Raw genomic sequence first — 24,678 nt, forward strand, 5'->3', positions numbered from 1 at the left:
AGTGATCTGCAGGCACAGAGTCCTGCAGGTTCGACCGATGGAAACAAGGTGAGAATCATGTCGACCCCGACACCGAAGCCGGTCCCGCGCCCGTCCTCTCTGCCCCGCCCACAGGCGGCCCAGACCGTGGCCGGGACAACCGTTGATCATGATGCGGAAGTCCGGCGCGCAGTCGAGCACGGTCGCGCGGATCAGGAGGGCAACGTCTTCGTCGTCACCGCCGACGGCGAGCGTACGGTCGGGCAGTATCCCGATGCCACTCCCGAGGAAGCTTTGGAATACTTCGCCAAGAAGTACGTGGATCTCCTTGAGAACGCGGCACTTCTGCGCAATCGACTCTCCGCTGGTGCCCCGGGTCGCGAGATCGTCTCGGCTGCGAAGACGCTGCAGGAGACCCTGCCCGAGGCCAACGTCGTCGGCGACCTCAAGGGCCTGTCTGCCACCTTGGACACCCTGATCTCGGATGCTCAGGCCACCGAATCGAAGCAGGCCGCTCGTGCGGAGGCCGCCAAGCTCGAAGCTGCACAGGAACGCGAAGAGATCGTCGCCGAGGCTGAATCGCTGGCCAAGCGCGATCCCTCGAAGATCCAGTGGAAGCAGTCCGGAGCACGTCTGCGTGAGCTCTTCGGTCAGTGGAAGGACATGCAGCGCAGCGGTCCCAGGCTGCCGCGTGCGGTGGATCAGGAGCTGTGGGCCCGGTTCTCGCAGGCTCGCAATACGTTCGAGCACAAGCGCAAGGAATTCTTCTCCGAGCTCGACAAGCAGAACTCCGAGGGCAAACGCATCAAGGAGAAGCTCGTGGTCGAGGCGGAGTCGCTGTCGAGCTCGACGGACTTCCGCACTGTGGCCCAGAAGTACAAGGACCTCATGAGCCAGTGGAAGAAGGCTCCGCGGGCCTCACGCAAGGACGATGATGCTCTGTGGGCACGGTTCCGTGCCGCTCAGGATGTCTTCTTCGCCGCCCGTGATGCAGAGAATGCTGCCGTCGACGAGGAGTACAAGGGCAACCTCGTGGTCAAGGAGGAGATCCTGGCCCGGGCACAGGGTCTGCTGCCGATCGGTGATATCAGTGTGGCGAAGAAGGAGCTGCGCGTCATTCAGGACGAATGGGAGGCTGCAGGCAAGGTTCCACGTGCCGATGTCTCGCGCATGGAGAACGGACTGCGTGAGGTCGAACGCGCTCTTGCCGATGCAGAAGACGCCGAATGGAAGCGCAGCAACCCCGAGACCAAGGCCCGCACGTCCGGTGCACTGAGTCAGCTCGACGATTCGATTGCCGAGTTGGAGCAGAAGTACGAGAAGGCGAAGACGGGTGGCGATGAGAAGGCTGTTGCTGATGCACAGTCCGCACTTGATGCGCGTCGTGCCTGGCGTGACCAGCTGGCTCAGACCGCGGCTGAGCTGGACTGATTCGGTGTCCACAGCACCACGAGCATGAGTCGCGGTTTATCCACAGATTGACTCTGCGGTCTTGAACATCGCCTCCCTGCAGCGCAATAGTGGCTGTATGGAGGCGATGTTTCATCTGCGCGACTACAGCTATGAGCACCTCACGGAACTGACTCTGGATGGTCTGCTGACACGCCTGACCGAGTCCACCTGGGTGCGCAAGGGTGCTGTGCTCAGCGCCGAGGACAGGATCACTGCGCTGAGTGCTCAGATTCCACCGCGTCTCGTGCTCTCTCATGACATTGCGTGGTGGGTTCACAGTGGTCTGGGCAGGGCCCCGAGTCCGCTGACGTTCATCACCTACCCCCGGCGCCGCTACGTCGACGGGGCCAATGTCATCGTTCATGAACTCACGATTGCTGCTCACGAATGGGAGCTCATCAACGATCTGCCCATCACCACGGCGGACAGGACGCTCTACGATCTGCTGCTTCCGCACCTGCGCAGTCCCGACGACTGGTCTGCTCAGACGGTGAGGAATCTCGTCGATGAACTCCCGGGCCGGGCACGACAGCAGTTCCGGCTGTATTTGGCGGAGATGTCGCGCAGACCCTACGTCGCTCATATGCGCACAGTCTTCGAACGGGCCTGCGCCGCCTCCGACCGCGACAGGCGTTGACGGTGACGTAGACGCTGACGTTGCCGTCCTGGGTAGTGGCGCTGCTGTCAGCCGCCGGCGATGCGGTAGACGTCGAAGACGCCTTCGACTTTGCGAACTGCTGAGAGCACGGTGTCGAGATGGCTCGCATCGCTCATCTCGAAGACGAACTTCGACTGGGCTACTCTGGCCCGTGAGGTGGCGACCGTGGCAGAGAGAATGTTGACGTGGGTCTCAGTGAGCACCTTCGTGATGTCCGAGAGCAGTCCGGAACGATCCAGTGCCTCCACCTGGATCTGGACCAGGTAGATGCCGCTGGTCGTCTCGCCCCAGGAGACATCGACCATCCGCTCAGGCTCCCGCTCCAGAGAGGCGATGTTGGGACAGTCCACGCGGTGGACGGATACTCCCGAACCGCGGGTGACGAATCCGAGGATCTCGTCGCCGGGCACCGGTGTGCAGCATCGTGCCAGTTTCACGAGGACATCGTCGACGCCTCTGACCGTCACTCCCCCGGATGAAGAATGGTGTCCCGAGGACTGACCGGTGCGATTGCGCGGCGACGGCGGCAGCACAGCCTCATCATCGTCATCACCTCCGACCTCTTTGGCCAGCAGGTCGACGACATGAGCCGCCGAGCTCACTCCGTTGCCGATTGCGGCGTAGAGCGCGGAGACATCTGGCAGGCGCAGTTCGGTGGCGACGACCTGCAGCGCTTCCTGACTCATCAGCGCCGAAGCCGACAAAGTGTGGCGTCGCATTGCCCGCGCCAACTGTTCGCGACCGTTCTCGATCGCTTCCTCGCGGCGTTCTTTGGAGAACCACTGGCGGATCTTGCTGCGTGCGCGGGGGCTCTTGACGAAGCCCAGCCAGTCACGGCTGGGGCCCGCATTCTCATCTTTGGACGTGAAGACTTCGACAGAGTCGCCGTTCTTCAGTTCGGTATCCAGTGCGACCAGACGACCGTTGACCCGGGCGCCCATGGTCTTGTGCCCGACTTCGGTGTGAACCGCATAGGAGAAGTCGACAGGAGTCGCCCCTGCAGGCAGGCTCATCACGTCTCCCTTGGGAGTGAAGACGTAGACCTCCTTGGAGTTCACCTCATAGCGGAGGTTGTCGAGGAACTCGTCGGGGTCGCTGACCTCACGCTGCCATTCCAACAGCTGCCGCAGCCATGCCGCGTCATCGACTTCACCGTCATCGGAGACCTTGACCGAACGTGCGGTATTCGACGTCACGGCCTTCGAAGCGTTGCGGCGATCCTTGTACTTCCAGTGGGCAGCAACACCGAACTCTGCGCGACGATCCATTTCATGGGTGCGGATCTGGATCTCCACGGGTTTGCCGTTCGGCCCGATCACCGTCGTATGCAGGCTCTGGTACATGTTGTACTTCGGCATCGCGATGTAGTCCTTGAAGCGGCCAGGGACCGGATTCCATCGGGCGTGCACAATGCCCAGCGTGGCATAGCATTCGCGAACGGTTTCAACGAGGACACGTACACCCACGAGGTCGTAGATGTCGGCGAACTCGTGACCGCGCACGACCATCTTCTGATAGATCGAATAGTAGTGCTTCGGACGGCCCGTGATCGCGGCTTCGATGTTGGACTCAACGAGCTCCGACTGGAGTTCGTTGGAGACCGTGGCCAGATATTTCTCGCGTTCGGGTGCCCTGTCGGCGACGAGGCGCACCACTTCGTCATAGACCTTGGGGTGGAGAACTTGGAAGGACAGGTCCTCAAGTTCCCACTTGATCGTGTTCATACCCAGGCGATGAGCCAGAGGCGCGTAGATCTCGAGGGTCTCCCGGGCCTTCTTCGTGCTCGACGAAGCAGGCACGAATCGCCAGGTGCGGGCGTTGTGGAGACGATCGGCCAGCTTGATCACGAGGACACGGATGTCCTTGGCCATCGCGACGATCATCTTGCGCACGGTCTCCGACTGCGCGGCCTGACCGTAGGTGAGTTTGTCGAGCTTGGTCACCCCATCGACCATGGCGGCGACCTCGGGACCGAATTCCTCGGTGAGCTCGCTCAGCGAGTATGAGGTGTCTTCGACTGTGTCATGCAGCAGCGCGGCGGCGAGGGTGACCGGCAGCATACCGATCTCGGCCAAGATCGTGGCCACCGCGACCGGGTGCGTGATGTAGTCATCGCCGGATCTCCGGGTCTGACCACGATGAGCCTGCTCTGCGATCTTGTAGGCCCGAACCACCAGATCGATATCGGCCTTCGGGTGGTTGGACTGCAGTGCCCTGATCATCGGACCCAGGACACGAGGGTAGCCAGGGTTGTTCTGTGCCCTGGCCGCCCACCAAGCTAAACGGGAGATGCCTCGCGGACGGCGCGAATCGGCGGAAGAAGCCATGACATCCCCTTTCTGCTCAAACCTCGGCGTGAATCACCGGTGGAACATCTTCTGCTCCATTCTTCAAGCGTAATTCACGCACAGCCTCTTCCTGCTCCTTGACCGCGGGTTCGTTCGACCGCAGCACCGCATACAGGGGGCTGGCGACGAACAATGTCGAAGCTGCTGCCACAATCGTACCGATGAACAGCGACAGAGAGATGTCGACCAATGTGCCGGCGCCGAGCAGGAACACACCGATGAACAGAATCGAGGCGATCGGGAGCACCGACACGACCGAAGTGTTGATCGAACGGACCGTGGTCTGATTGACGCCGAGGTTGACGAGCTCGGAGAACTTCAAGTTGCGTTTGTCCTTGAACCGAGTCGTGTTCTCTCTGATCTTGTCGAAGACCACCACGGTGTCGTAGAGGGAAAAGCTCAAGACCGTGAGGAACCCGATCACTGCTTCAGGGGTGATCTCGAACCCTGTTGCGGAGTAGATGCCAGTCGTCACGATCATGACGACGAACAGTCCCACAATCGCGGCCAGAGACATCTTCCAGGTACGGAAGTAAAGAGCCATCACGACCATGGCAATACCGACGAAGATGACAAGAGCGCGAATCATCTTCTCAGTCACATCTTGGCCCCACTCGGGACCGACGAACGTCGATGTGACGTCTTCTGCTTTGACGTCGTAGCCACCCACGAGAGCGTCACGAACTTCCTGCATCTGGTCGTCGCTGAGCTGGTTCGTCTCGATTCGCACCGCAGTGTCGCTCGTGGGAGTCAGACGAGGTTCAGAGCCAGGCACCACCTCAGAGACGAGATCTTCGCCCTTGGCGGGTGCGGTGTCCGAGACGTGGTCGATCTGGAACTGTGATCCGCCTTTGAAGGCGATCCCGAAGTTGAATCCTGCGATCAACGGCACGAGAAGTGACAGGATCACAAGAGCGCCCGAGATCATCAGCCACAGTTTGGCCTTCCCGACGAAGGGAATCGACGACTCACCGTTGTGGAGCCGGTTGCCCCAAGCAAAGAACCGTTTCACTTGTCTGCCTCCTTGCCCTTGTCGGCAGATTCTTCGGCTGCCTTCTTCGCAGCCGCCTTCCGCTCCGCGATGGTGCCACCGGCCGTTGTCGGATTCGTCACAGACTTCGTCTTCTTCTTGGACTTCTTCTCGGTCGCCTCGTCGGTTGACTCAGCGGGAGCAGAGACCTCATCGGATTCCGAGGACTGAGACTTCTTCGACTGTTTGGTCGTCGTCGTGCCACTGGTCTTGCCAGAGGGTTCTGCCCCGGCACCGGCCTTCGACTTCGACGATGCGGACGCGGATTCAGAGGTCGAGGATGTCGACTCGACAGTCGACTCTTCGGCCGATTCCGCCTCGGCGTCTGAGGACATGCCTGCCTTCCGGGCTCGAGCCTTCTCCCGTCGGCGTGCCTCTGGCGACTTCTCGTCGTCATCGATGCTGAGGTTGAGCGCGCCACGATAGGCGGCGGGCTTGACCCCCAGCAGCCGCGGATCCATACCGGACATCGGATGGCCCTGGCCGAAGAACTTGGTCCGCGCAAGGACTTCCAACATGGGGTGTGTGAACAGGAAGACGATGAGCACGTCGATGATCACGGTCAGGCCCAAGGTGAAGGCGAATCCTCGCACGGAACCGACGGCCAAGACGTAGAGGATGACCGCGGCGAGCATGTTCACTGCCTTAGACGCCCAGATGGTGCGTTTGGCGCGGTCCCAGCCGACCTCGACAGCGGAGAGCAGATTTCGACCGCTGCGCAACTCGTCTCTGACTCGTTCGAAGTAGACGATGAACGAGTCAGCGGCCATGCCGATGCCGATGATGATACCGGCGACACCTGCCAACGACAGCCGGTAGCCGTATCGCCACGAGGCCAAGAGCAGCAGCAGGTAGGTCAGCACACCTGCAACGACAAGGCTCGAGACTGTGACGAGGCCGAGCACTCGGTACTGCAGGAGCGAATAGATGACGACGAGGATGAGTCCGACGAGGCCGGTGAGCAGACCGATGTTGAGGTAGTTCGAACCCAACGTCGGTGAGATCTGGTCTTCGCTCTGGACCTGGAAGCTCAACGGCAGGGAGCCGTTCTTGAGCTGCTCGGCCAGGGTCTGCGCCTCATCAAGGGTGAAGTTGCCTGAGATCTCGGCGTTGCCGTCAGTGATCGCTGCGTTCGATGACGGAGCCGAAAGCACATTGCCGTCAAGAGTGATGGCGAACTGGTTGTACGGCTGCTGCTTCCCGGTGATGTCCGAGGTGATCTGCTTGAAGATCTCACGCCCGACGCTGTCGAACTTGAGGTTCACAGCCGGCTGGTTGGTCTGGACTCCGTTGGCGCCTGCGGCATAGCCGAAGTTTGCGTCCGCTAGGTGCTCGCCCGAGAGCTCGACAGGACCCAGAATGTACTTGGCCTCTCCGTCCTTGCCGCAGGCGACGACTGGTTCATCTGATGGCTGCTGCTGACCGCCGGTCCGGTTCTTCGGATCGGTGCAGTCGAGCTCCGTGTACTTCTTGATGATCTTGTCGGTCTGCCATTGATCGACGTCCTTCTCAGGATCGAAGAGCGGCCGCGGCGTCGAATCGGTGACCTTCGTGTCGTCGCCCTTAGCGGACCCGCTCTCTTCGGCCGTCTGTTCGCTGCTGGCCTCTCCTGATTTCTCAGCGTCCTTGCCTGCTGGTCCGGGAACGTTTCCACCGGCGTTGGCGACATCGCTGCCTGATTTGGTGACTTCGCCACCGCCTGCAGGTGCTTCTGTGCCGCCCTCACCCCCGCCGGTGAGCTCTTCGAGACGCTTCTTCTGCTCGTCGGTGAGTCCCTCGGAGGGGTCCTGCTGCTCTTCCCCGCCGCTCTGCTCCTGTTCCTTTTGGATCTGCTCCTGGGAACGCGGGTCACCGACGAGGGCGACTCGACGGAAGACGAGCTGCGCGGAAGAACGAACCAGATTGCGTGTCTCCTCATCCGGATTGCCCGGCAGGTTCACAACAATGTTGCGGTCACCCTGAGTCGTGATCTCTGCTTCAGAGACACCGGTCGAGTCGACGCGCTGGCGGATGATCGACACAGCCTGGTCAAGCTGCTCCTTGCTGATGTCCGTGTCCTCCGATACCTGGGGCTCCAGGATGATCGAGGTTCCGCCCTCAAGGTCGAGAGCGAGCTTCGGCGTGGTTGTGGCATCAGACCATACGACACCTGCGGCGATGATGCCGAGGAGCAGTGCAGTGACGATCCCCAGCCATACGAAGCGCAAACCAGGACGTGGCTTTTCTTCAATATCGGACACGTTTCAGCTTTCGATTGAGTGCAGTGAGCGAAGTCAGTTCTTCTTGGGATTCTCGGGATCGGTGCCGGTTGCATCCGCATCGGAGTCACCGGTGCCATCCACAACATCGTCGGCATCCTTCGAACCGGCGGCGTCATCGATCACGGAATCGGTTTCGTCTGCCTCAACCTGAGTGGCGTCCGAGTTCAGCTCCGCATCGGAATCGACGACGTCGTCCGCTGGAAGGTCGGTGTCACCGTTGGTCTTCTCAGCGCGCTTACGCTCATTCATCGCGTCGAGTTCAGCGTCCGTGATCGCAGGAGCATCGCTGCTCTCACCACCGTCGGCAGCCTCGGGAGCGTCTGCAACAGCGCCGCCGGCGGCAGCGCCTGCGGCTTCAGGATTGCTGATCTGGCCGATTGCCTGGCGGTGGACTCGGAGCACGGTGCCGGGACCCGATTCGAGGGTGACCTGGTTGTTTTCCTCGTCAATGGACAGGACGGTGCCGAAGACGCCGAACGTCGTCATCACGGTAGCGCCGGGGACAAGGCCCGACTTGATCTCCTCTGCACGCGCCTTCTGCTTACGCCGAGAATTGAACAGGAAAAAAATAAGCAGCGCAGCAAGCGCGAGAGGGATCAATAAATCCACAGGTATCTACCTTTCATAAGAACGAACCAGTCCACTACCTTAGTTCGTAGTCAGTACTCAAGGCGAACTCAATTGCCGGGATCAGAACTCATAGTTTGCTGGGATCTGCATTCCCAGGTGCTTCCATGCCGCGGATGTGGCAACCCGGCCTCGCGGAGTGCGGCTGATCAGACCTTCTCGCACAAGGTACGGTTCCGAAACAGTTTCCACAGTGTCGGCTTCTTCTCCGACGGAGACTGCAATGGTTCCCAGGCCGACCGGCCCCCCGCCGAATCGCTTGCACAGCACCTGAAGCACGGATCGGTCGAGGCGATCAAGGCCGAGTTCGTCGACTTCGTAGACCTTGAGGGCCGACAGTGCTGCGGCTTCATCGATGATGCCTGTTCCGCGCACCTGCGCCCAGTCTCTGACTCTTCGAAGAAGCCGATTGGCCACGCGGGGAGTGCCGCGAGATCTGGTGGAGATCTCCTTCAGCCCCGCAAGCTCCGCTTCGATTCCGAGCATGTGAGCTGAACGTTTGAGCACAGTCAGCAGATCGTCGCTTGAGTAGAAGTCGAGGAGTCCCGTGAATCCGAACCTGTCTCGCAGGGGCGCAGGAAGCAGACCGGACCGGGTTGTGGCGCCGACCATCGTGAACTGAGGCAGGTCAAGTGGAATCGCCGTCGCGCCAGGACCCTTGCCGACGATGACGTCGACACGGAAGTCCTCCATCGCGACATAGAGCATCTCCTCCGCGGCACGAGCCATCCGGTGAATCTCATCGATGAAGAGGACTTCCCCCTCCTCCAACGACGAGAGGATCGCAGCGAGGTCGCCGGCATGCTGAACAGCCGGGCCCGAGGTGACTCGCAGGCTCGACTGCATCTCATGGGCGATGATCATCGCCAGCGTCGTCTTACCCAATCCGGGAGGACCAGAGAGTAGGACATGGTCTGGGGCCCGATTTCGCGCCTTCGCAGCATCGAGAACCAGGGAGAGCTGCTCTCGGACCTGGGGCTGGCCGATGAAGTCCTGCAGTCCCTTGGGACGCAGGGCGGCTTCCGCATCGCGTTCGGCGGTCTCCGCTCGGCCCGAAACCAGCCGCTCCTCCTCGGCACCGGTCAGCTTCTGATCACCGAATTCCAGTTCGTAGGAGGCGTTTGCGCCATCAGAGGAGCTCGTCACTTCCGAGCACCCAGAACCTTGAGCGAGGCCTTCAGCAGCGCAGAGGTGCCGGCATTCTGGCCAAGATCATTGATCACTTCCTGAACGACGTCTGCCGCCTGGGCCTCTTTCCAACCGAGTCCGACCAGGGCATCGACAACCTGCTGATTCGCACCGCCGAACGACAGCTGCAGTCCGGGTTCCGATGCGGCAAGCTTCGGCAATTTGTTCTCAAGTTCGAGGATGATTCTGGAGGCCCCCTTCTTTCCGATGCCGGGGACTCGTGTCAGTGCGTTGGCATCCTGATTCGAAATCGCTGCGGCAAGCTCACCGGGGCCCATCACGGACAGGATAGCCATAGCCAGTCGCGGCCCGATCCCGGAAATCGACAGCAGCACTTCGAACGTGTGGTTCTCATCTTCGGTGCCGAAACCGAAGAGCGTCATCGAATCTTCACGCACCACGAGCGTGGTCACGAGTTCGATATCGGCACCATGACGGGTGTTCGACAGGGTGTCCGGAGTGACGTTGACTCTGCGTCCGACGCCATAGGTGAGAATGACGAGGTGGTCAGCTGCGATGCGATGAACCGTACCGCTGAGGAAACTGATCACGGCCTGCCTTTCGAGTGGGAACACGTGTACGAATCCAGGCTATCAGCTTGGCCCCGAGCACCTGCTTCGACATACCGACGATACCAAGGCTCGCAACGCCGACACCCTGCGCGGCGTTGGATTGTCCTCAACGCTACTTAGCATTGCGCAGGGCCTTGGCCCACTGCTCCTGAGCTTTCGTCAGGCCTGTGCCCTGACGACCGGCGCTCTTGCGCTCGTTGAGGTCTTTGTTCGCTCCAGGCGTCGATTGCCCGCTGAGAGCCCCCCGCCACGAGTGGCAGATCGCGATCGCCAGCGCGTCAGCGGCATCGGCGGGCTTCGGCGCGGCGTCGAGTTCGAGGATTCGGGTCACCATGTTCGTGACCTGCTTCTTGTCAGCCCGACCCGATCCGGTGATGGCGGCTTTGACCTCGGAAGGAGTGTGCATCGCCACGGGCAGTCCGCGTCTGGCGGCCAACCCCATGGTCAGGCCGGAGACCTGGGCAGTGCCCATGATCGTGGAGACATCGTTGCGGGCAAACACACGCTCAATGGCCACGACATCGGGACGGTAGGTGTCCAACCAGCTGTCGAACGCCTCGGCGAGGGCGCCCAGACGCAGGTCGACGGAATCCGTCGACGGCGTTCTCAGCACATCGACGGACACCATTTTGGCCTTGCGGGCGGGCAGGGTGTCGATGACACCCAGCCCGCACCGGGTCAGACCAGGATCAACGCCGAGGATTCTCATCAGTTACCCGGTTCGATCTCATCAGGAATCAAGTTGGGCGAGAACCTCATCGCTGACATCAGCATTGGAATAGACGTTCTGCACCTCGTCGCTGTCTTCGAGCGCATCGATGAGGTTGAAGACCTTGCTGGCGGTGTCCGCATCCAAGCTGACTTCGATCCCGGGCACGAACGAGGCCTCGGCCGAGTCATAGTCGATGCCTGCGTCAACGAGCGCTGTGCGCACGGCAACCAGGTCTGTGGCTTCACAGATGATCTCGAAGGTTTCGCCCTCGTCTTTGACCTCTTCGGCTCCTGCGTCCATGGTGGCCAAGAGGATCGAGTCTTCGTCGGTTCCCTCTGCCGGAACGATGATGACGCCCTTGCGGTCGAAGTTGTAGGTCACCGATCCGGGGTCGGCCATGGTGCCGCCGTTACGCGTGACAGCCACTCGCACTTCGGAGGCTGCACGGTTGCGGTTGTCGGTCAGACATTCGATGAGGAGAGCGACACCGCCGGCGGCGTAGCCTTCGTACAGAATGTTCTCGTAGTTGACAGCCGAGCCGTCGAGGCCGCCGCCGCGCTTGACTGCGCGGGTGATGTTGTCGGCGGGAACCGAGTTCTTCTTCGCCTTCTGCACCGCGTCGAACAGCGTCGGGTTGCCGTCGAGATCAGGTCCACCGTTGCGAGCGGCAACTTCGATGTTCTTGATCAGCTTGGCAAAGAGCTTGGCCCGCTTCGAATCGATGGCAGCTTTTTTGTGTTTAGTCGTTGCCCACTTGGAATGACCTGACACTGGTGTTCCTTCCTATAGATACAGCCCCTAGAGTCTATACGCTCAGCACGCCGTTATGTGCGCTGAGCCACGCAAGGCGGCCCCTGCGCATATGCCCCAGCCCCTCAGCCGGTGACAAGTCTCTCTCAGTCGATGACGAGCGGAACCTCGGGCACAGAGCCTGCAGTGACGAGGTCCATGAGGCTGAGCAGATTCTTCGGGTAGATCGTCTCGGTCGTCGTCGTCAGCTCTGCCCGCGACCACCACCGGAATTCGAGCAGACTGCGCTTCTCGATGTCCGTCCAGACAGCGTCTTCGAGTTCGATGTCCTCACTCGTGCGGAAAGCGAAGTAGGTCTCCTGCTGATGCAGCGACTTCTCCGTGAATTCGAAGACCTCGTCACGTGTGGCCAAGGGGCCGATGAGTTCGCCGGGCTCGCATTCGATTCCGGTCTCCTCGGCGAGTTCCCGGGCTGCGGTCTGAGCGGCCGACTCCCCCAGTTCTGAACCGCCGCCGCAGGTCATCCACCACTGGTGTGTGGGCGTGAGCAGGTCCTGAGCTCGAATCAGGAGAACCTCGTCGCGCTCATTGAGTAATACGACCCGTGAGGCTTTACGAGGTTTCATGGTTCTCCAGGAGTTGACGATGGACGGACGCAGTCTGTGCAGAATAGTGAAGCGGCAAGCAAGCAGCAAGACCGCTATCGTAACCGACAGAACGATATCGGGAAGTGTGCAGTCGACCAACCTGGAGACAGTCAATGTGACGAATCACTGACTTGCGAGGTGTTCCGGGTGGGTACAGGAGGGGTCGGGTGAGCGCCTTGGAGGCGGTGGAGATGGTCATCGGCTCAGCTGTTCGCCGAGGTGGTCGGATCGCCGAGATCCGCATCGACGTTTCCGCCCAGATGCTGATCCCACCAGTCGAGCATCGCTTCGAAGCGCTGTCGTCGGTGCCGAGGCTGGCCCGCTCGGGAGAGTTCGTGGTTCTCTCCGGGGAAGACGAGCAGTTCGGTGTCCACGCCGGCACGCTGCAGGGCGGCATAGTACTGCTGCGCCTGTTCGAGCGGGCAGCGGAAGTCCAGCTCGGAGTGCATCACCAGGCTGGGCGTGCGCACCTGTGAGGCATGTGCCAGCGGAGACTGCCTGTCGATGGCCCGCCGGTCACGGGTGGTGTACTCCTCGGTGAAGAACCGTCCGATGTCGGAGGTGCCCACGAAGCTGTCGGGATCAAGATAGCCGCGTTCGACGATGGCCGCCTGGAACCGGTGGTCGACGGCGGTGATCATGGCGGTGAGGTAGCCGCCGTAGGAACCGCCCTGGACACCGAGGCGGCTGGAATCGAGCTGCGAGTCACCGGCCAGTGCGTGGTCGAGGACGGCAAGGACATCGGCCATCGCTGGGGCCGCCATGTTCCCCTGCACCGCTGTCCCCCATTCGCGGGTGCGTCCGCCTGAGCCGCGAGGGTTCGCGTAGACCACGGCGTATCCCGCCGAGGTGAGGACCTGGGTCTCGTCGAACCACCCGTGTGTGTACTGCGCGAACGGTCCGCCGTGGATGTTGAGAATGACCGGGAAGGGGCCCTCGCCGCTGGGCTTTGCCAGCCACCCGGTGATGGTTCCGCCCTCCCCATCGACGCGCAGGACCTGCGGGAGGACGGAGTTCGCGGGCGCTGGATGCTCTCGGAGTGTGACTGCGGCTGGCTGGGGAGCGTCCACATCTGCGAGGGCATCGGGCGAGGTGGTGATGCCCGCCTGTGCCAGGATCGCGCCGTTGCTCGGGGTCTGGCCGGTGAAGACCACCGTGTCGCCGTCGAGATCGAAGCCGTTGACGACGGTCGTTGCGTCCGTGAGGAAGGTCAGGTCATCGAAGCCGACGTTGGCCGCGCCGAGGTCGATCGACACGATGCGGGAGGCTCCGTCCGTGTCCGCAACAGCGATGACAGAAGCATCGTCGAGGACCGAGCCGTCGATGCCGTGACCCACGATCTGGGGCCGGATGGGAGCGATCGCAACGGTCTCCGGGTCGGTCAGGCGACGGGTCGTCCCGGCAGTCGTATCGTGGACGAAGAGTCCTGGCATCTGAGCGACGAAGTCGAGTTCGTCGCGAGTCAGCTCATTGCCAACCAGCAGCACGGTCTCATCATCGACCCAGCGGTGCAGGTTTACGCTCATCTGGGGCAGCTGCAGTGCCTCCGGGTGATCCCCGTTGAGCAGCCACACGGTTGAGCGCAGGTCAGGCTCACCGTGGTCTGGTGCCAGTGCGGCAACCACGCTGACTCGGTTGCCGCTGGGTGAGAACTGCGGGTCGTGGACATCGGACTCCGGTGTCTCCAGGAGCGTGGACAGTGGCACTTCAGCACCGCCGGCGATGCCTGACTTCCCCAGTCCCGGTTCGACGAGGTCGACGATGAATGCTCGTGCCGGTCGGTCATTCGTGTATCCGAGACCGTTGCTCAGGTAGGCCGCCGAGGTGATCCGCCGTGGAGCTTCCTCACTGGCAGGAATGTCTTCGTCCTGGCCGTAGCGACCAGGTTCAGCCACCCGTGCGACGTAGAGTGCCCGTGCGCCCTCGTCATCGAGTGCGAATTCGGAGACGCCGAGGTGGTTGTCCGTGATCCGGTGAGCCGTCTCGAGGGTGGAGCCGACGAAGAGCTGACCGGCTTCCTTCTTGGCTGCGCTGAGATATCCGGACCAGCTGCTGCGCACTTCGGGAGCGTAGTCGCGCCAGTTGTGGGTCAGCCGTCTCGAGGACTCTCCGGACAGTGCGAACAGCTGCGAGAGGTAGCTGTTGGACTCCAGGTCGGGGCGGGAGATCGTGATGACGGCTTCGCTGCCGCGCACCAGTGGGGATGAGTATTCGGCGAGGGAGTCGAGGTCTTCTGGGTTCATCTGTTCCATTCCTTTGACAGCGCTGCCTGCACATCGGCGTGCACCTGCGGCAGAGCTTTGGTCTGTGCCACGACGGGCAGGAAGTTCGAGTCCCCACCCCATCTGGGCACGATGTGCTGGTGGAGGTGCGCAGCGATGCCGGCGCCCGCCACGGGTCCTTGGTTCATTCCCAGGTTGAAGCCGTCCGGGGACGAGACGGCACGGATCACGGTCATCGCCTTCTGCGAGAAGTGAGCGAGTTCCGCGGTCTCCGACTCGCTCAGGTCCGTGTAGTCCGCGACGTGACGATAGGGGCAGATGAGGAGGTGGCCGGGGTTGTACGGGTACAGGTTGAGCACCGCGTAGACCTCCGCGCCACGGGCCACAATCAGGCCCTGCTCGTCGGACTTCGTCGGAGCCGTGCAGAACGGACACTCAGCGATGCCGGAGTCCTTGGGCTTGTCCTGTCCCCCGATGTAGACCATGCGGTGCGGTGTCCACAGCCGCTGGAAGCCATCAGGCTCCCCGGGAAAGCCCGCAGCCGCTTCGGGTTCGGGAATGTCGCCGAGGTGATCGGGACTGCCCTCGCCGAGGTGGTGGTGTGGGTCCTCCGTCATACCTGGGCCTTGGTTTCGATCGATTCGACGATCCTGGTGACCGCCTCGGCGACCGATACGCCGTTGTCCTGTTCACCGTCGCGGAAACGGAACGACACGGCATTCGCGTCCCGGTCCTCCCCACCGGCGATGAGGACGAAGGGCACCTTCGACTTCGAGGCGTTGCGGATCTTCTTCGGGAACCGATCATCGCTGTCATCGATCTCAACGCGGACGCCGGCGGCCCGCAGCTGTGCGGCCACCTCGGCGAGGTAGTCGTTGAATTCCTCCGCCACGGGAATGCAGGTGACCTGGACGGGAGCCAACCATACGGGGAATGCGCCCGCATAGTGTTCGATGAGCACGCCCATGAACCGTTCGATGGATCCGAACTTCGCCGAGTGGATCATCACCGGCTGCTTGCGGGTTCCGTCGGCGGCCTGATATTCGAGACCGAAGCGCTCTGGCTGGTTGAAGTCGAGCTGCACGGTCGACATCTGCCAGGTTCGACCGATGGCGTCACGAGCCTGGACTGAGACCTTGGGGCCGTAGAAGGCCGCACCTCCGGGATCGGGGACGAGTTCGAGTCCGGTCTCCGAGGCGACCTCTTCGAGGACCTGTGTGGCCTCGGCCCACTGCTCATCCGAGCCGATGAACTTGTCCTTCTTCTTCCCATCCTCATCACGGGTGGACAGTTCGAGGTAGAAGTCGTTGAGACCGAAGTCGCGCAGCAGGCTGAGGACGAATTCGAGCAGGTGACGGATCTCCTTCGCGGCGTCCTCCTGAGCGACATAGGAGTGCGAATCGTCCTGAGTCAGTGCGCGCACGCGGGTGAGGCCGTGGACGACGCCTGAGGCCTCGTCACGGTAGACGGTGCCGAACTCGAAGAGACGCAGGGGCAGCTCACGGTAGGAGCGGCCCCGCGAACGGAAGATGAGGTTGTGCATCGGGCAGTTCATCGCCTTGAGGCGGTACGGGGTGCCCTCCTTGACGATCTCACCGGACTCGTCGCGGACCTCGTCGACGGAGATCGGCGGGAACATGTTCTCGCCGTAGTAGGGCAGGTGGCCCGAGGTGTAGTACAGGGCCTCCTTGGAGATGTGCGGGGTGCCGACGTACTCGAAGCCCTCTTCGATGTGACGGGCGCGGACGTAGTCCTCCATCTCACGCTTGATGACTCCGCCCTTGGGGTGGAAGACAGGCAGGCCGGAGCCGAGCTCCTCGGGGAATGAGAACAGATCGAGTTCGGCACCGAGTTTGCGATGGTCACGACGTTCGGCCTCGGCGAGGCGGTCCTGGTGGGCCTTGAGGTCCTCTTTCGAGGCCCAAGCGGTGCCGTAGACGCGCTGCAGGCTCGCATTGGCCTGGTCTCCGCGCCAGTAGGCGGCCGAGGAGCGGGTGACGGCGAATCCGTTGCCGATCAGTTTGGTGGTGGGCAGGTGCGGTCCGCGGCAGAGGTCCTGCCATACGATCTCGCCCTTGCGGTCGAGGTTCTCATAGACGGTCAGTTCGCCAGCGCCGACCTCGACGGAGGCCGAATCGTCTGAGCCTGCACCCTTATCGTTGATGAGTTCGAGCTTGTAGGGCTCATTCGCCATCCGTGCCTTGGCCTCGTCCTCGGTGACGACGACACGGTTGAAGGTCTGCCCGGCCTTGACGATCTGCGCAGCCTTCTTCTGAATGGCTTTGAGGTCTTCGGGGGTGAAGGACTCGGCGACGTCGAAGTCGAAGTAGTATCCGTCGGTGATGTAGGGCCCGATGCCCAGCTTCGCGTCCGGGAACAGGTCCTGCACGGCCTGTGCGGTGACGTGCGCGGCCGAGTGGCGCAGGATGTCGAGTCCTGCAGGAGAATCGATGGTGATCGGGGCGATCTGGTCGCCGGCGGCGAGCTCGCGGCTGAGGTCGACAGGCTGTCCGTCGAGCCACATTGCAACGACTGTGCGGTCCGTGGAGAAGATCTCCGTGCCGGTCAGTCCCTGTTTCCAAGGAATGGTCTCTCCCGCGCAGTCAATGCTGTCTGCCACTGATCTTCTCCGTTCGTCTGAGTTGGGTGCCTCGCCACTAGAGTCTAATACCTAATCGGCGGTGCGAAATCAGTTGAGTGGCAGTCGTGAGACCGCCACCCAACTGGTGAATCATATGCAATTTTCGATGTCTACGCGGTTCGCGCCTATGCCGGTCGGGATCGGAGCACCGTCCCGACCCGCATCACGCGGCCTTGCTGAATTCGAAGTCCTTGCCCTTGCCCATGTCTTCACTCATAGACAGCTTCAGGTGAACCTTGTCGACTTCGGCGGAAGGCACTGCGAAAGCAAGTTCGACGGTGCTCTCTCCCCCAGCTGGAATCGGATCCGAGAAGGGGAAGCCGCCCTTGTACTTGGAGCTGTCGAAGACATCCTCGTATTCCTTGCCCGCACCGTTGTCGGCCTTGACCTGAGTCAGGCCCAGGTCGGCATCTGAGCTGCCGCTGTTCTTCACGGTGATGGTCACGACCGCGATCTCGCCATTGCTGCTGTCGGCGCCGGCGGCATACTCCGATGCGGTGCCCGAACGCACTGCCACTGCCGCGGTCAGATCGGTGCCGATCTCGACCTCTCCGCCTTCGACGGCGGGGGCTGCTTCGTCACCGCCCTCAGATGGACCTGCAGCCTCGCTGGGGTCCTGAGCAGGATCGGAAGGATCCTGGACGGGGGCTGCTGCTGAAGAGGACTGCTCATCGGCAGCTTCGCCGACCGCGGTGATGAACATGCCACCGAAGATCAGGGTGACGATGACCGAGATGATCGAGAACAAGATGGCGATGAAGCTCAGGATCATGCCGGTGATGGTCATGCCCTTGTTGTTGGCCAGCCCCTTCTTGATGGCGGAGAGACCGACGAATGCGAAGATCACACCGGCAACACCGAAGATGAAGCCGATTCCGAAGAAGATGGACAGGACGATGCCTGCGATGCCGCCGATCAGGGCAAGGATGCCCCAGATGTTCTTCGACTTGTTGTTGCCGGAGCCAGCCGAGTACGAACCATAGCTTGCGTTCGGGTTGGCTGGGATGAACTGGTCCGACGATCCGTCGGCACCGGCATAGGCAGGCTGCTGACCGTACTGATTCGCGTCATAACCCTGACCGTTGGCGTCGTAGCCCTGGCCGTAGCCGTCTTGGCTCTGGCCGTAGGGATCCTGGCCGTAGCCCTGACCGTTGGCGTCGTAGCCCTGGCCATAGCCACCCTGGCTCTGGTCGTAGCCGCCCTGATTCTGGTCGTAGCCACCTTGGCCCTGGCCGTAGCTCGGGGCACCCGCGTCGTTCTGCTGTCCGTACTGAGACTGCGAACCATACTGCGGCTGAGAGCCGTACTGAGGCTGAGAGCCGTACTGCGGAGGCTGGTTCGGGTCGTTCTGTGAACCGTACTGCGGCGGCTGTCCGTTGTTCTGTGAGCCGTACTGCGGCGCGCTGTTCTGATCGCCCGAGAAGCCAGGCGCGCTGGGCGGCTGGTTGTCGGGGCCCGGACCGTTGGGGTTCTGATTTCCAGAACCGTTGTTCGGTTCGTACGGGTTCTGAGGAGTAGACATGAGTGCTCCGAAGTCTTCGTCGATGGTTACCCTCACTAGCGTACTAGTGAATGAGTCGCTTTCCCCATGGCAAACGCGTGGCAGTCCTGACACACGGCCGACACATCGGGCCAAGCTGAGGCTCACGTAGGTGTCAGACAGTGACCGAGGATGAATGCACGAAGCCCCGAGTGAGTCACTCGGGGCTTCTTCTGTGCGCGATACTGGGATCGAACCAGTGACCTCTTCCGTGTCAGGGAAGCGCGCTACCGCTGCGCCAATCGCGCCTTATTCATTTGTTGCACCGGAACACAAGGTCCCTGTGCGCGATACTGGGATCGAACCAGTGACCTCTTCCGTGTGAAGGAAGCGCGCTACCGCTGCGCCAATCGCGCCGACTCACCGATGGAAAACCATCGGAAAATCCGAGGTGGCGACGGGATTCGAACCCGTGTATACGGCTTTGCAGGCCGCTGCCTCGCCTCTCGGCCACGCCACCATCAAGGCAGTGCCATGACGCCTTCGAGCGGATGACGGGATTCGAACCCGCGACCCTCACCTTGGCAAGGTGATGCTCTACCAGCTGAGCCACATCCGCATTTCTCGCTGCCCGGTTTCCCTGGCAACGAGATATAACTCTATACGCAGGTGGCGGTCCATGCAAAATCGAATCGGAGTGATCGTGCTCACACACGCAAATCAAGCTTTCAGACTCATCGACTTATATTGGAAGAGTGAATGACCATCCCCACGACAAGCGCCCCGAAGGGTGGCTGTCGCGCCATCACAAGCATGGAGTGCGACCGTGGCGCAGAACTCGCCTGAGCTTTCTGCGCTGGCGCGGAACTATCACAGCCAACCCGCACACGGCACGGCTCTATCGGATGATCGTCGGCGGATTGGGCACACTCATCGTCGTCATCGGACTGCTGCTCGTCCCATTGCCGGGCCCCGGTTGGCTCATCGTCATCATCGGCCTGTTCATCATCTCCAGCGAGTTCCGCTGGGCACAGCGGATCCTGCATTTCGTCCGAGTCAACGTGGAGAAGTGGACGCATTGGATCATGGCACAGCCTCTATGGGTGCGCTGGACGATTGGTGCGGTGACCGCAGCTTTCGTGGCTGTGGTCGTCTGGGCAGTCTTCAGGATCATCGGGATTCCCGACTGGGTTCCCGAGCTAGAAGTCCTCAGATACCTGGACCTGCAATGACGCTGTCAGTCCCGCCTACTGCGAGGAGAGTGCTGTCAGACGCGAAAGACAGCGCATGTACTTCTTCCGGTAGCCGCCGGCCAAGGATTCTTCAGTGAAGACCTGGTTCAGCGCCTGTCCCGAGTTGATGATCGTGACGTTGCGGTCATAGAGCCTGTCGACAAGTGCGACGAAGCGCAGTGCCACACCCTCGTTGTCGATCGTATTCACGTCTTCCCACACGGCGGCGTCGACACCGTCGACCATCCGGCCGTACCGGGAGGGATGGACCGTGGAGAGATGCTTCAGCAGTGTCGGGAAGTCATCGCGGGCGACCGTGCCTGTCAGCTCGGCGGTTGCGGCATCGAGGTTCTCTGCCGCAACTGGCTCGGCCGGCTCGCTCAGACCTCGGTGACGGTAGTCTTTGCCTTCGATCCGGTAGATGTCGAACTGGTCGGCCAGCGCCTGGATCTCGCGGAGGAAGTCCTGTGCGGCGAAGCGCCCCTCCCCCAATGACCCGGGCAGAGTGTTCGAGGTGGCGATGATCTTCACGCCGGCATCGGTGAGTTCGCGCATGAGACGTGACATGAGCACCGTGTCGCCGGGGTCGTCGAGTTCGAACTCGTCGACGCAGACGAGTTTCATCTTCGAGAGGTCGTCCCGAGCTCGGACGAATCCCAGGGCGCCGACGAGGTTCGTGTATTCGACGAAGGTGCCGAAGGTCGCCGGCTTCTCATTGGCATGCCATGCCGAGGCCAGGAGGTGGGTCTTGCCCACACCGTAGCCGCCGTCGAGGTAGACGCCCTTGGGCCCGTCCTTGCCCTTCGAGAACAGTTTGCCGAAGAAGCCCTTTGACGTCGATGACGCCACGAATTCCTCAAGCTTGTTGCGCGCCTGAGCCTGTGAGGGCTCCGTGTCGTCGGTGCGGTAGCTGGCGAAGGACACGTCGTGGAACTGCGGTGGCGGGACCAGACCTGCAATGAGTTCGTCGGGTGCAACTTGGGGGGAACGGTCGCTCAGGGCGACCAGAGTCTGCTCGGCATTCACTCGGCCTAGTCTATTGCAGGCCACACGCTGTCAATCAACTGAGCCCTGCGTGAGAGTCCTCTCAGCCGGTGGGACCCTCCCCCGTCATGGGTGAAGACAGCCTCAGCTGAAGTCGAAGCCCAGACGCCCCAGCTGCTTCGGGTCACGCTGCCAGTCCTTGGCGATCTTCACATGCAGGTCGAGGTAGACCTTGGTGCCGAGCAGCGCTTCGATGCCGCGCCTCGATTCGCTGCCGATCGCTTTGAGTCGGCTGCCGCCCTTGCCGATGATGATCGCCTTCTGGCTGGATCGTTCGACATAGAGGTTGACGTGGACGTTCCACAGCGGATTGTCTTCGCTGCGTCCCTCACGCGGGTACATCTCCTCGACCTGCGCGGCCAGGGAGTGCGGAAGCTCGTCGCGGACGCCTTCGAGTGCGGCCTCGCGCACGAGTTCGGCGATCATCCTCTCCTCCGGTTCATCCGTCAGCTCTCCTTCAGGGTAGAGCGGAGGCGATTTCGGCAGATGCGCGGTGAGCACTGAATCGACAGTGTCGATCTGGAACCCGTCGACGGCGGAGACCGGAACCACGTCGGCGAAGTCCGCGAGAGCACCCACGGCCAGCAGCGCCTCGGCGACCTTCTCCTGGGAGACTTTGTCGGTCTTCGTCACCAGAGCCACGATCGGTGTGCGTCCGTCGAGGAGTTCGAGCTGGGAGGCGATGTACCGGTCTCCGGGTCCGATGGGTTCGTCGGCGGGCAGGCAGAAGCCGATGACGTCGACCTCGCTGAGGGTCGAGGCCACAAGGTCGTTGAGCCGGCTGCCCAGCAGGGTGCGCGGCTTGTGGAGGCCCGGGGTGTCGACGAGGATCAGCTGATGGCCATCCTTGTGAACGATGCCGCGGATCGTGTGGCGCGTGGTCTGGGGTTTCGCCGAGGTGATCGCCACCTTCTCCCCCACCAGAGCATTCGTCAGCGTCGATTTTCCGGTGTTCGGCCGGCCCACGAAGCAGGCGAAGCCCGCTCGGTAGTCCTCGGGGTAGTCCGTGCGAAATTCCATTTCAGTTCTCTTCCTTCGTGACCCTGACGTGGGTGATGCGGTGGCGGCGGCCCTGGCCCTCCATCGCTTCGATGATGAGCCCCTCGATCCGTGCGTTCGAGCCGTCGATGGGAACGCGGCCGATGAGCTTCGTGAGAAGTCCGCCGACGCTGTTGACGTCGTCCTCGTCGATCTTGACGTCGAAGTAGTCGGCGAAGTCGGAGATCGACATGCGCGTGCTGATGACGAATGAGCCGTCGTCGACCTCGACGAGCTCATCATCGCTGGTGTCGTATTCGTCCTCGATCTCACCGACGATCTCCTCGACGATGTCTTCGATAGTGACGAGTCCGGCGGTGCCGCCGTATTCGTCGATGAGGATCGCCAAATGCGTCGAATCGACCTGCATCTGCTCCATCAGGTCATCGGCGGGTTTGGTTTCGGGAACGAACAGCACTCCCCTGGCCAGGATGTCGACCGGTCGTTCCGCGTCCTCCGGATGGAGGTGGAGACGCCTGGCGACGTCCTTGAGGTAGGCGACCCCGCGAATGTCATCGAGGTCCTCACCGCTGACGGGAATCCGTGAGAATCCCGACCGGAAGAAGAGGTTCATCACCTTCGACAGCGGAGTGCCGGAGTTGACGGTCACGAGGTCTGTGCGCGGGACCATGACCTCATTCGCCGAGGTGTCGGAGAGGTTGAACACGGACTGGATCATCTCGCGTTCGCCGTCTTCGATGACATCCGATTCGCTGGCTCGCTCGACGAGGTCACGCAGCTGATCCGAGGTTACGAACGGCCCGTCCTTGTAGACACGGTCCGGGGTCAGCAGATTGCCGAGGAGGACGAGGATCTTCGTCAACGGCTTGAGCACGACGAGTGCCGCACCCACGACCCAGCTGAGATTGAGGCACACGGCCAGGGAGCGACGTCGGCCGATGGTCCGTGGGGACACTCCGGCGACGACGAAGACGGCGATCGAGGCGGTGAGCACGGTGAGGACGACCATGAGCGGTCCCACCGAGTAGATCGAGTTATAGGCCAAGGCAATGAAGACCGTCGCCAGTGCTTCGAGGAAGTTGCGGACGAAGATGATGACGTTGATGTTGGTGGGCAGATCGATGAGGATCTTCTCTGCCCGGAATGCGGCCTTCTTGCCTTCGTCCTTCGCATCCTGGATCGCCTGATGGGAGACGCTGAGCAGAGCCGCGTCCACCGCAGACAGCGTCGCCGAGATCACAAGACACAGGGCAGCACCGAGAAACAGCCAGAGCACGGCTCAGACCTCGGTGGGTGAGGGGATGTCGGTACGACCGTCGTAGCGAGCGGCGAAGAAGGTCAGCAGAAGATGACGCTGCAGGGCGAACATCTCTTCCTTCTCCGCAGGCTCACCGTGGTCATAGCCGAGCAGGTGCAGGAATCCGTGGACCGTCAGCAGCAGCACCTCGTCCATCGTCGAATGACCCGACGATGCGGCCTGGGCAGCGGCCACCTCGGGGCAGATGATGATGTCGCCCATCTGGCCCTCGGTGGGAGCACCGGGCTGGCCCTGCGTGAGCTGGTCCATCGGGAACGACATCACGTCGGTGGGTCCTTCGAGGTCCATCCAGGTGACGTGGAGTTCTGCCATGGCCGTGGCGTCGACCATCGTCACCGCGAGTTCGGCACCGGGGTGCATGTGCAGGGCCTGACCCAGGTATTCGGTCAGAGCCACAACCTCGTCGAGGTCGATCGATGAGTCGGTTTCGTTAGAGATCTCGGTATTCATTCGCTGCTTCCCCACAGGTCATAGGCGTCGACGATCTTCGTCACCAGCGAGTGGCGGACGACGTCCTTGCTGCCCAAGTGGCAGAATTTCAGGTCCTCGATTCCGGTCAGGATGTCCTGGACGACGTTGAGACCGCTACGGGTCTTGCCCGGCAGGTCAATCTGGGAGACGTCGCCGGTGACGACCATGCGTGCACCGAAGCCCAGACGGGTGAGGAACATCTTCATCTGCTCACCGGTCGTGTTCTGCGCCTCGTCGAGGATGATGAACGCATCGTTGAGAGTCCGGCCGCGCATATACGCCAGCGGGGCCACCTCGATCGTTCCGGTTTCGATGAGCAGCGGGATCGACTCGGGGTCGACCATGTCGTGCAGAGCATCGTAGAGGGGACGCACATAGGGGTCGATCTTCTCGTTCAGCGTCCCGGGCAGGTAGCCCAGGCTCTCCCCTGCCTCCACGGCCGGGCGGGTGAGGATGATGCGTGAGACCTCTTTGTGCTGCAGTGCGTTGATGGCCATCGCCATGGCCAGGTACGTCTTGCCTGTGCCTGCGGGGCCGATGCCGAAGGTGATCGTGTGATTGCGGATCGCCTTGACGTAGTCGTGCTGGCCCATCGTCTTGGGACGGATGGATTTTCCGCGTGTGGACAGGATGTTCGTGCCCATCACCGCCGAGGCGGCCTGTCCTTCAGAGGAGAACGACGCGACCCGGTCGATCGTCTCCTCGTTGATGCGGTGGCCGGAGGCATGCAGCTTCTTGAGTTCCCCGATGACGGAGACGAATGCCGCCACGCGCGTCGGCTCACCGCTGGCCTGCACCTGGTTGGCGCGCACGTGCAGATTGAGTTCGGGGAAGACGCGCTCGAGCTTCCGCAGGTTCGACTCCCCCGGCCCGAAGAACTCGACCAGATCGATGGAGTCGGGAATCACGAGACGCACTGTGTCCGATGAGGCTGCTTCGGCAGGTGTGCTGTTCACAGAGTTCGTGGGCTGAGTGGAGGTGTCCAGAATGATCCTTAGTGACTGTGAGTACTTGTGGGAGTACTGCAATTGTGTGCTTCCATCGTAG

General features: G+C 61.8%; 21 protein-coding genes and 4 tRNA genes. 3 read left to right on the forward strand and 22 right to left on the reverse strand.

Annotated features, from left to right (window positions below; translation table 11 throughout):
* Positions 1 to 57: 57 nt before the first annotated feature.
* The gene (locus LQ788_RS11600) at positions 58 to 1,410 is read left to right on the forward strand and encodes a DUF349 domain-containing protein (protein ID WP_231441140.1); all 1,353 of its coding nucleotides are present in this window, start codon (positions 58 to 60) and stop codon (positions 1,408 to 1,410) included.
* A gap of 97 nt (positions 1,411 to 1,507) precedes the next feature.
* Positions 1,508 to 2,068: a hypothetical protein gene (locus LQ788_RS11605; RefSeq protein WP_231441141.1), complete on the forward strand. Its 561-nt coding sequence runs from the start codon at positions 1,508 to 1,510 to the stop codon at positions 2,066 to 2,068.
* A gap of 47 nt (positions 2,069 to 2,115) precedes the next feature.
* Here the strand turns inward: LQ788_RS11605 and LQ788_RS11610 are convergent, their stop codons facing one another.
* From LQ788_RS11610 to LQ788_RS11690, 17 genes are all read right to left on the reverse strand, one after another.
* Complete coding sequence (locus tag LQ788_RS11610) at positions 2,116 to 4,416, reverse strand: RelA/SpoT family protein (RefSeq protein ID WP_275901767.1); 2,301 nt, start codon at positions 4,414 to 4,416, stop codon at positions 2,116 to 2,118.
* Between the two features lie 16 nt (positions 4,417 to 4,432).
* Complete coding sequence (secF, locus tag LQ788_RS11615; RefSeq protein WP_231441142.1) at positions 4,433 to 5,449, reverse strand: protein translocase subunit SecF; 1,017 nt, start codon at positions 5,447 to 5,449, stop codon at positions 4,433 to 4,435.
* A complete protein-coding gene (gene secD / locus LQ788_RS11620; RefSeq protein ID WP_231441143.1) occupies positions 5,446 to 7,707 on the reverse strand; it encodes a protein translocase subunit SecD in 2,262 nt (753 codons plus the stop codon). Before secD ends, secF begins: the two co-directional genes overlap by 4 nt.
* A 33-nt stretch (positions 7,708 to 7,740) precedes the next feature.
* Positions 7,741 to 8,337, reverse strand: coding sequence for a preprotein translocase subunit YajC (locus LQ788_RS11625; RefSeq protein ID WP_231441144.1), 597 nt, complete (start codon positions 8,335 to 8,337; stop codon positions 7,741 to 7,743).
* Positions 8,338 to 8,418: 81 nt separating this feature from the next.
* Entirely contained in the window at positions 8,419 to 9,501 is a 1,083-nt protein-coding gene (gene ruvB / locus LQ788_RS11630) for a Holliday junction branch migration DNA helicase RuvB (RefSeq protein WP_394801305.1), read from the reverse strand.
* Positions 9,498 to 10,118: a Holliday junction branch migration protein RuvA gene (gene ruvA / locus LQ788_RS11635; protein ID WP_231441145.1), complete on the reverse strand. Its 621-nt coding sequence runs from the start codon at positions 10,116 to 10,118 to the stop codon at positions 9,498 to 9,500. The genes ruvB and ruvA overlap by 4 nt, the downstream gene beginning before the upstream one ends.
* A gap of 109 nt (positions 10,119 to 10,227) precedes the next feature.
* Positions 10,228 to 10,824, reverse strand: a complete 597-nt coding sequence (ruvC, locus tag LQ788_RS11640) for a crossover junction endodeoxyribonuclease RuvC (protein WP_231441146.1) — start codon at positions 10,822 to 10,824, stop codon at positions 10,228 to 10,230.
* Positions 10,825 to 10,845: 21 nt separating this feature from the next.
* Positions 10,846 to 11,598, reverse strand: a complete 753-nt coding sequence (locus tag LQ788_RS11645) for a YebC/PmpR family DNA-binding transcriptional regulator (RefSeq protein ID WP_231441148.1) — start codon at positions 11,596 to 11,598, stop codon at positions 10,846 to 10,848.
* A 125-nt stretch (positions 11,599 to 11,723) separates the two neighbouring features.
* Entirely contained in the window at positions 11,724 to 12,203 is a 480-nt protein-coding gene (locus tag LQ788_RS11650) for an NUDIX hydrolase (RefSeq protein WP_231441149.1), read from the reverse strand.
* A 224-nt stretch (positions 12,204 to 12,427) separates the two neighbouring features.
* On the reverse strand, positions 12,428 to 14,467 hold the full coding sequence (locus tag LQ788_RS11655; protein WP_231441152.1) for an alpha/beta hydrolase family protein: 2,040 nt from the start codon (positions 14,465 to 14,467) through the stop codon (positions 12,428 to 12,430).
* Complete coding sequence (locus LQ788_RS11660; protein ID WP_231441154.1) at positions 14,464 to 15,063, reverse strand: HIT family protein; 600 nt, start codon at positions 15,061 to 15,063, stop codon at positions 14,464 to 14,466. Before LQ788_RS11660 ends, LQ788_RS11655 begins: the two co-directional genes overlap by 4 nt.
* Positions 15,060 to 17,066 (reverse strand): threonine--tRNA ligase, encoded by a 2,007-nt coding sequence (gene thrS, locus LQ788_RS11665; protein WP_231441157.1) that lies wholly within the window; start codon positions 17,064 to 17,066, stop codon positions 15,060 to 15,062. Before thrS ends, LQ788_RS11660 begins: the two co-directional genes overlap by 4 nt.
* A gap of 184 nt (positions 17,067 to 17,250) precedes the next feature.
* Positions 17,251 to 18,609: a DUF4190 domain-containing protein gene (locus LQ788_RS11670; RefSeq protein ID WP_231441159.1), complete on the reverse strand. Its 1,359-nt coding sequence runs from the start codon at positions 18,607 to 18,609 to the stop codon at positions 17,251 to 17,253.
* A gap of 194 nt (positions 18,610 to 18,803) precedes the next feature.
* Positions 18,804 to 18,875, reverse strand: a tRNA-Val gene (locus LQ788_RS11675).
* 36 nt (positions 18,876 to 18,911) lie between these two features.
* Positions 18,912 to 18,983: transfer RNA gene (locus LQ788_RS11680), tRNA-Val, on the reverse strand.
* 33 nt (positions 18,984 to 19,016) lie between these two features.
* Positions 19,017 to 19,087, reverse strand: a tRNA-Cys gene (locus LQ788_RS11685).
* 26 nt (positions 19,088 to 19,113) lie between these two features.
* Positions 19,114 to 19,186: transfer RNA gene (locus LQ788_RS11690), tRNA-Gly, on the reverse strand.
* Positions 19,187 to 19,322: 136 nt separating this feature from the next.
* On the opposite strand from LQ788_RS11690, the gene LQ788_RS11695 reads away from it, so the two are divergent.
* A complete protein-coding gene (locus LQ788_RS11695) occupies positions 19,323 to 19,799 on the forward strand; it encodes a PGPGW domain-containing protein (protein WP_231441161.1) in 477 nt (158 codons plus the stop codon).
* A gap of 15 nt (positions 19,800 to 19,814) precedes the next feature.
* On the opposite strand, the gene zapE is transcribed toward LQ788_RS11695, so the two are convergent.
* From zapE to LQ788_RS11720, 5 genes are all read right to left on the reverse strand, one after another.
* Entirely contained in the window at positions 19,815 to 20,825 is a 1,011-nt protein-coding gene (gene zapE / locus LQ788_RS11700) for a cell division protein ZapE (protein ID WP_231441162.1), read from the reverse strand.
* Positions 20,826 to 20,927: 102 nt separating this feature from the next.
* Complete coding sequence (gene era / locus LQ788_RS11705) at positions 20,928 to 21,863, reverse strand: GTPase Era (protein ID WP_231441165.1); 936 nt, start codon at positions 21,861 to 21,863, stop codon at positions 20,928 to 20,930.
* A 1-nt stretch (position 21,864) separates the two neighbouring features.
* A complete protein-coding gene (locus LQ788_RS11710) occupies positions 21,865 to 23,118 on the reverse strand; it encodes a hemolysin family protein (RefSeq protein ID WP_231441166.1) in 1,254 nt (417 codons plus the stop codon).
* A 3-nt stretch (positions 23,119 to 23,121) separates the two neighbouring features.
* Positions 23,122 to 23,610, reverse strand: coding sequence for an rRNA maturation RNase YbeY (ybeY, locus tag LQ788_RS11715; RefSeq protein WP_231441168.1), 489 nt, complete (start codon positions 23,608 to 23,610; stop codon positions 23,122 to 23,124).
* On the reverse strand, positions 23,607 to 24,659 hold the full coding sequence (locus LQ788_RS11720; RefSeq protein ID WP_009881467.1) for a PhoH family protein: 1,053 nt from the start codon (positions 24,657 to 24,659) through the stop codon (positions 23,607 to 23,609). Before LQ788_RS11720 ends, ybeY begins: the two co-directional genes overlap by 4 nt.
* Positions 24,660 to 24,678: the final 19 nt, after the last annotated feature.

This window comes from Brevibacterium zhoupengii (assembly GCF_021117425.1).
GTDB classification, from domain to species: Bacteria; Actinomycetota; Actinomycetes; order Actinomycetales; family Brevibacteriaceae; genus Brevibacterium; species Brevibacterium zhoupengii.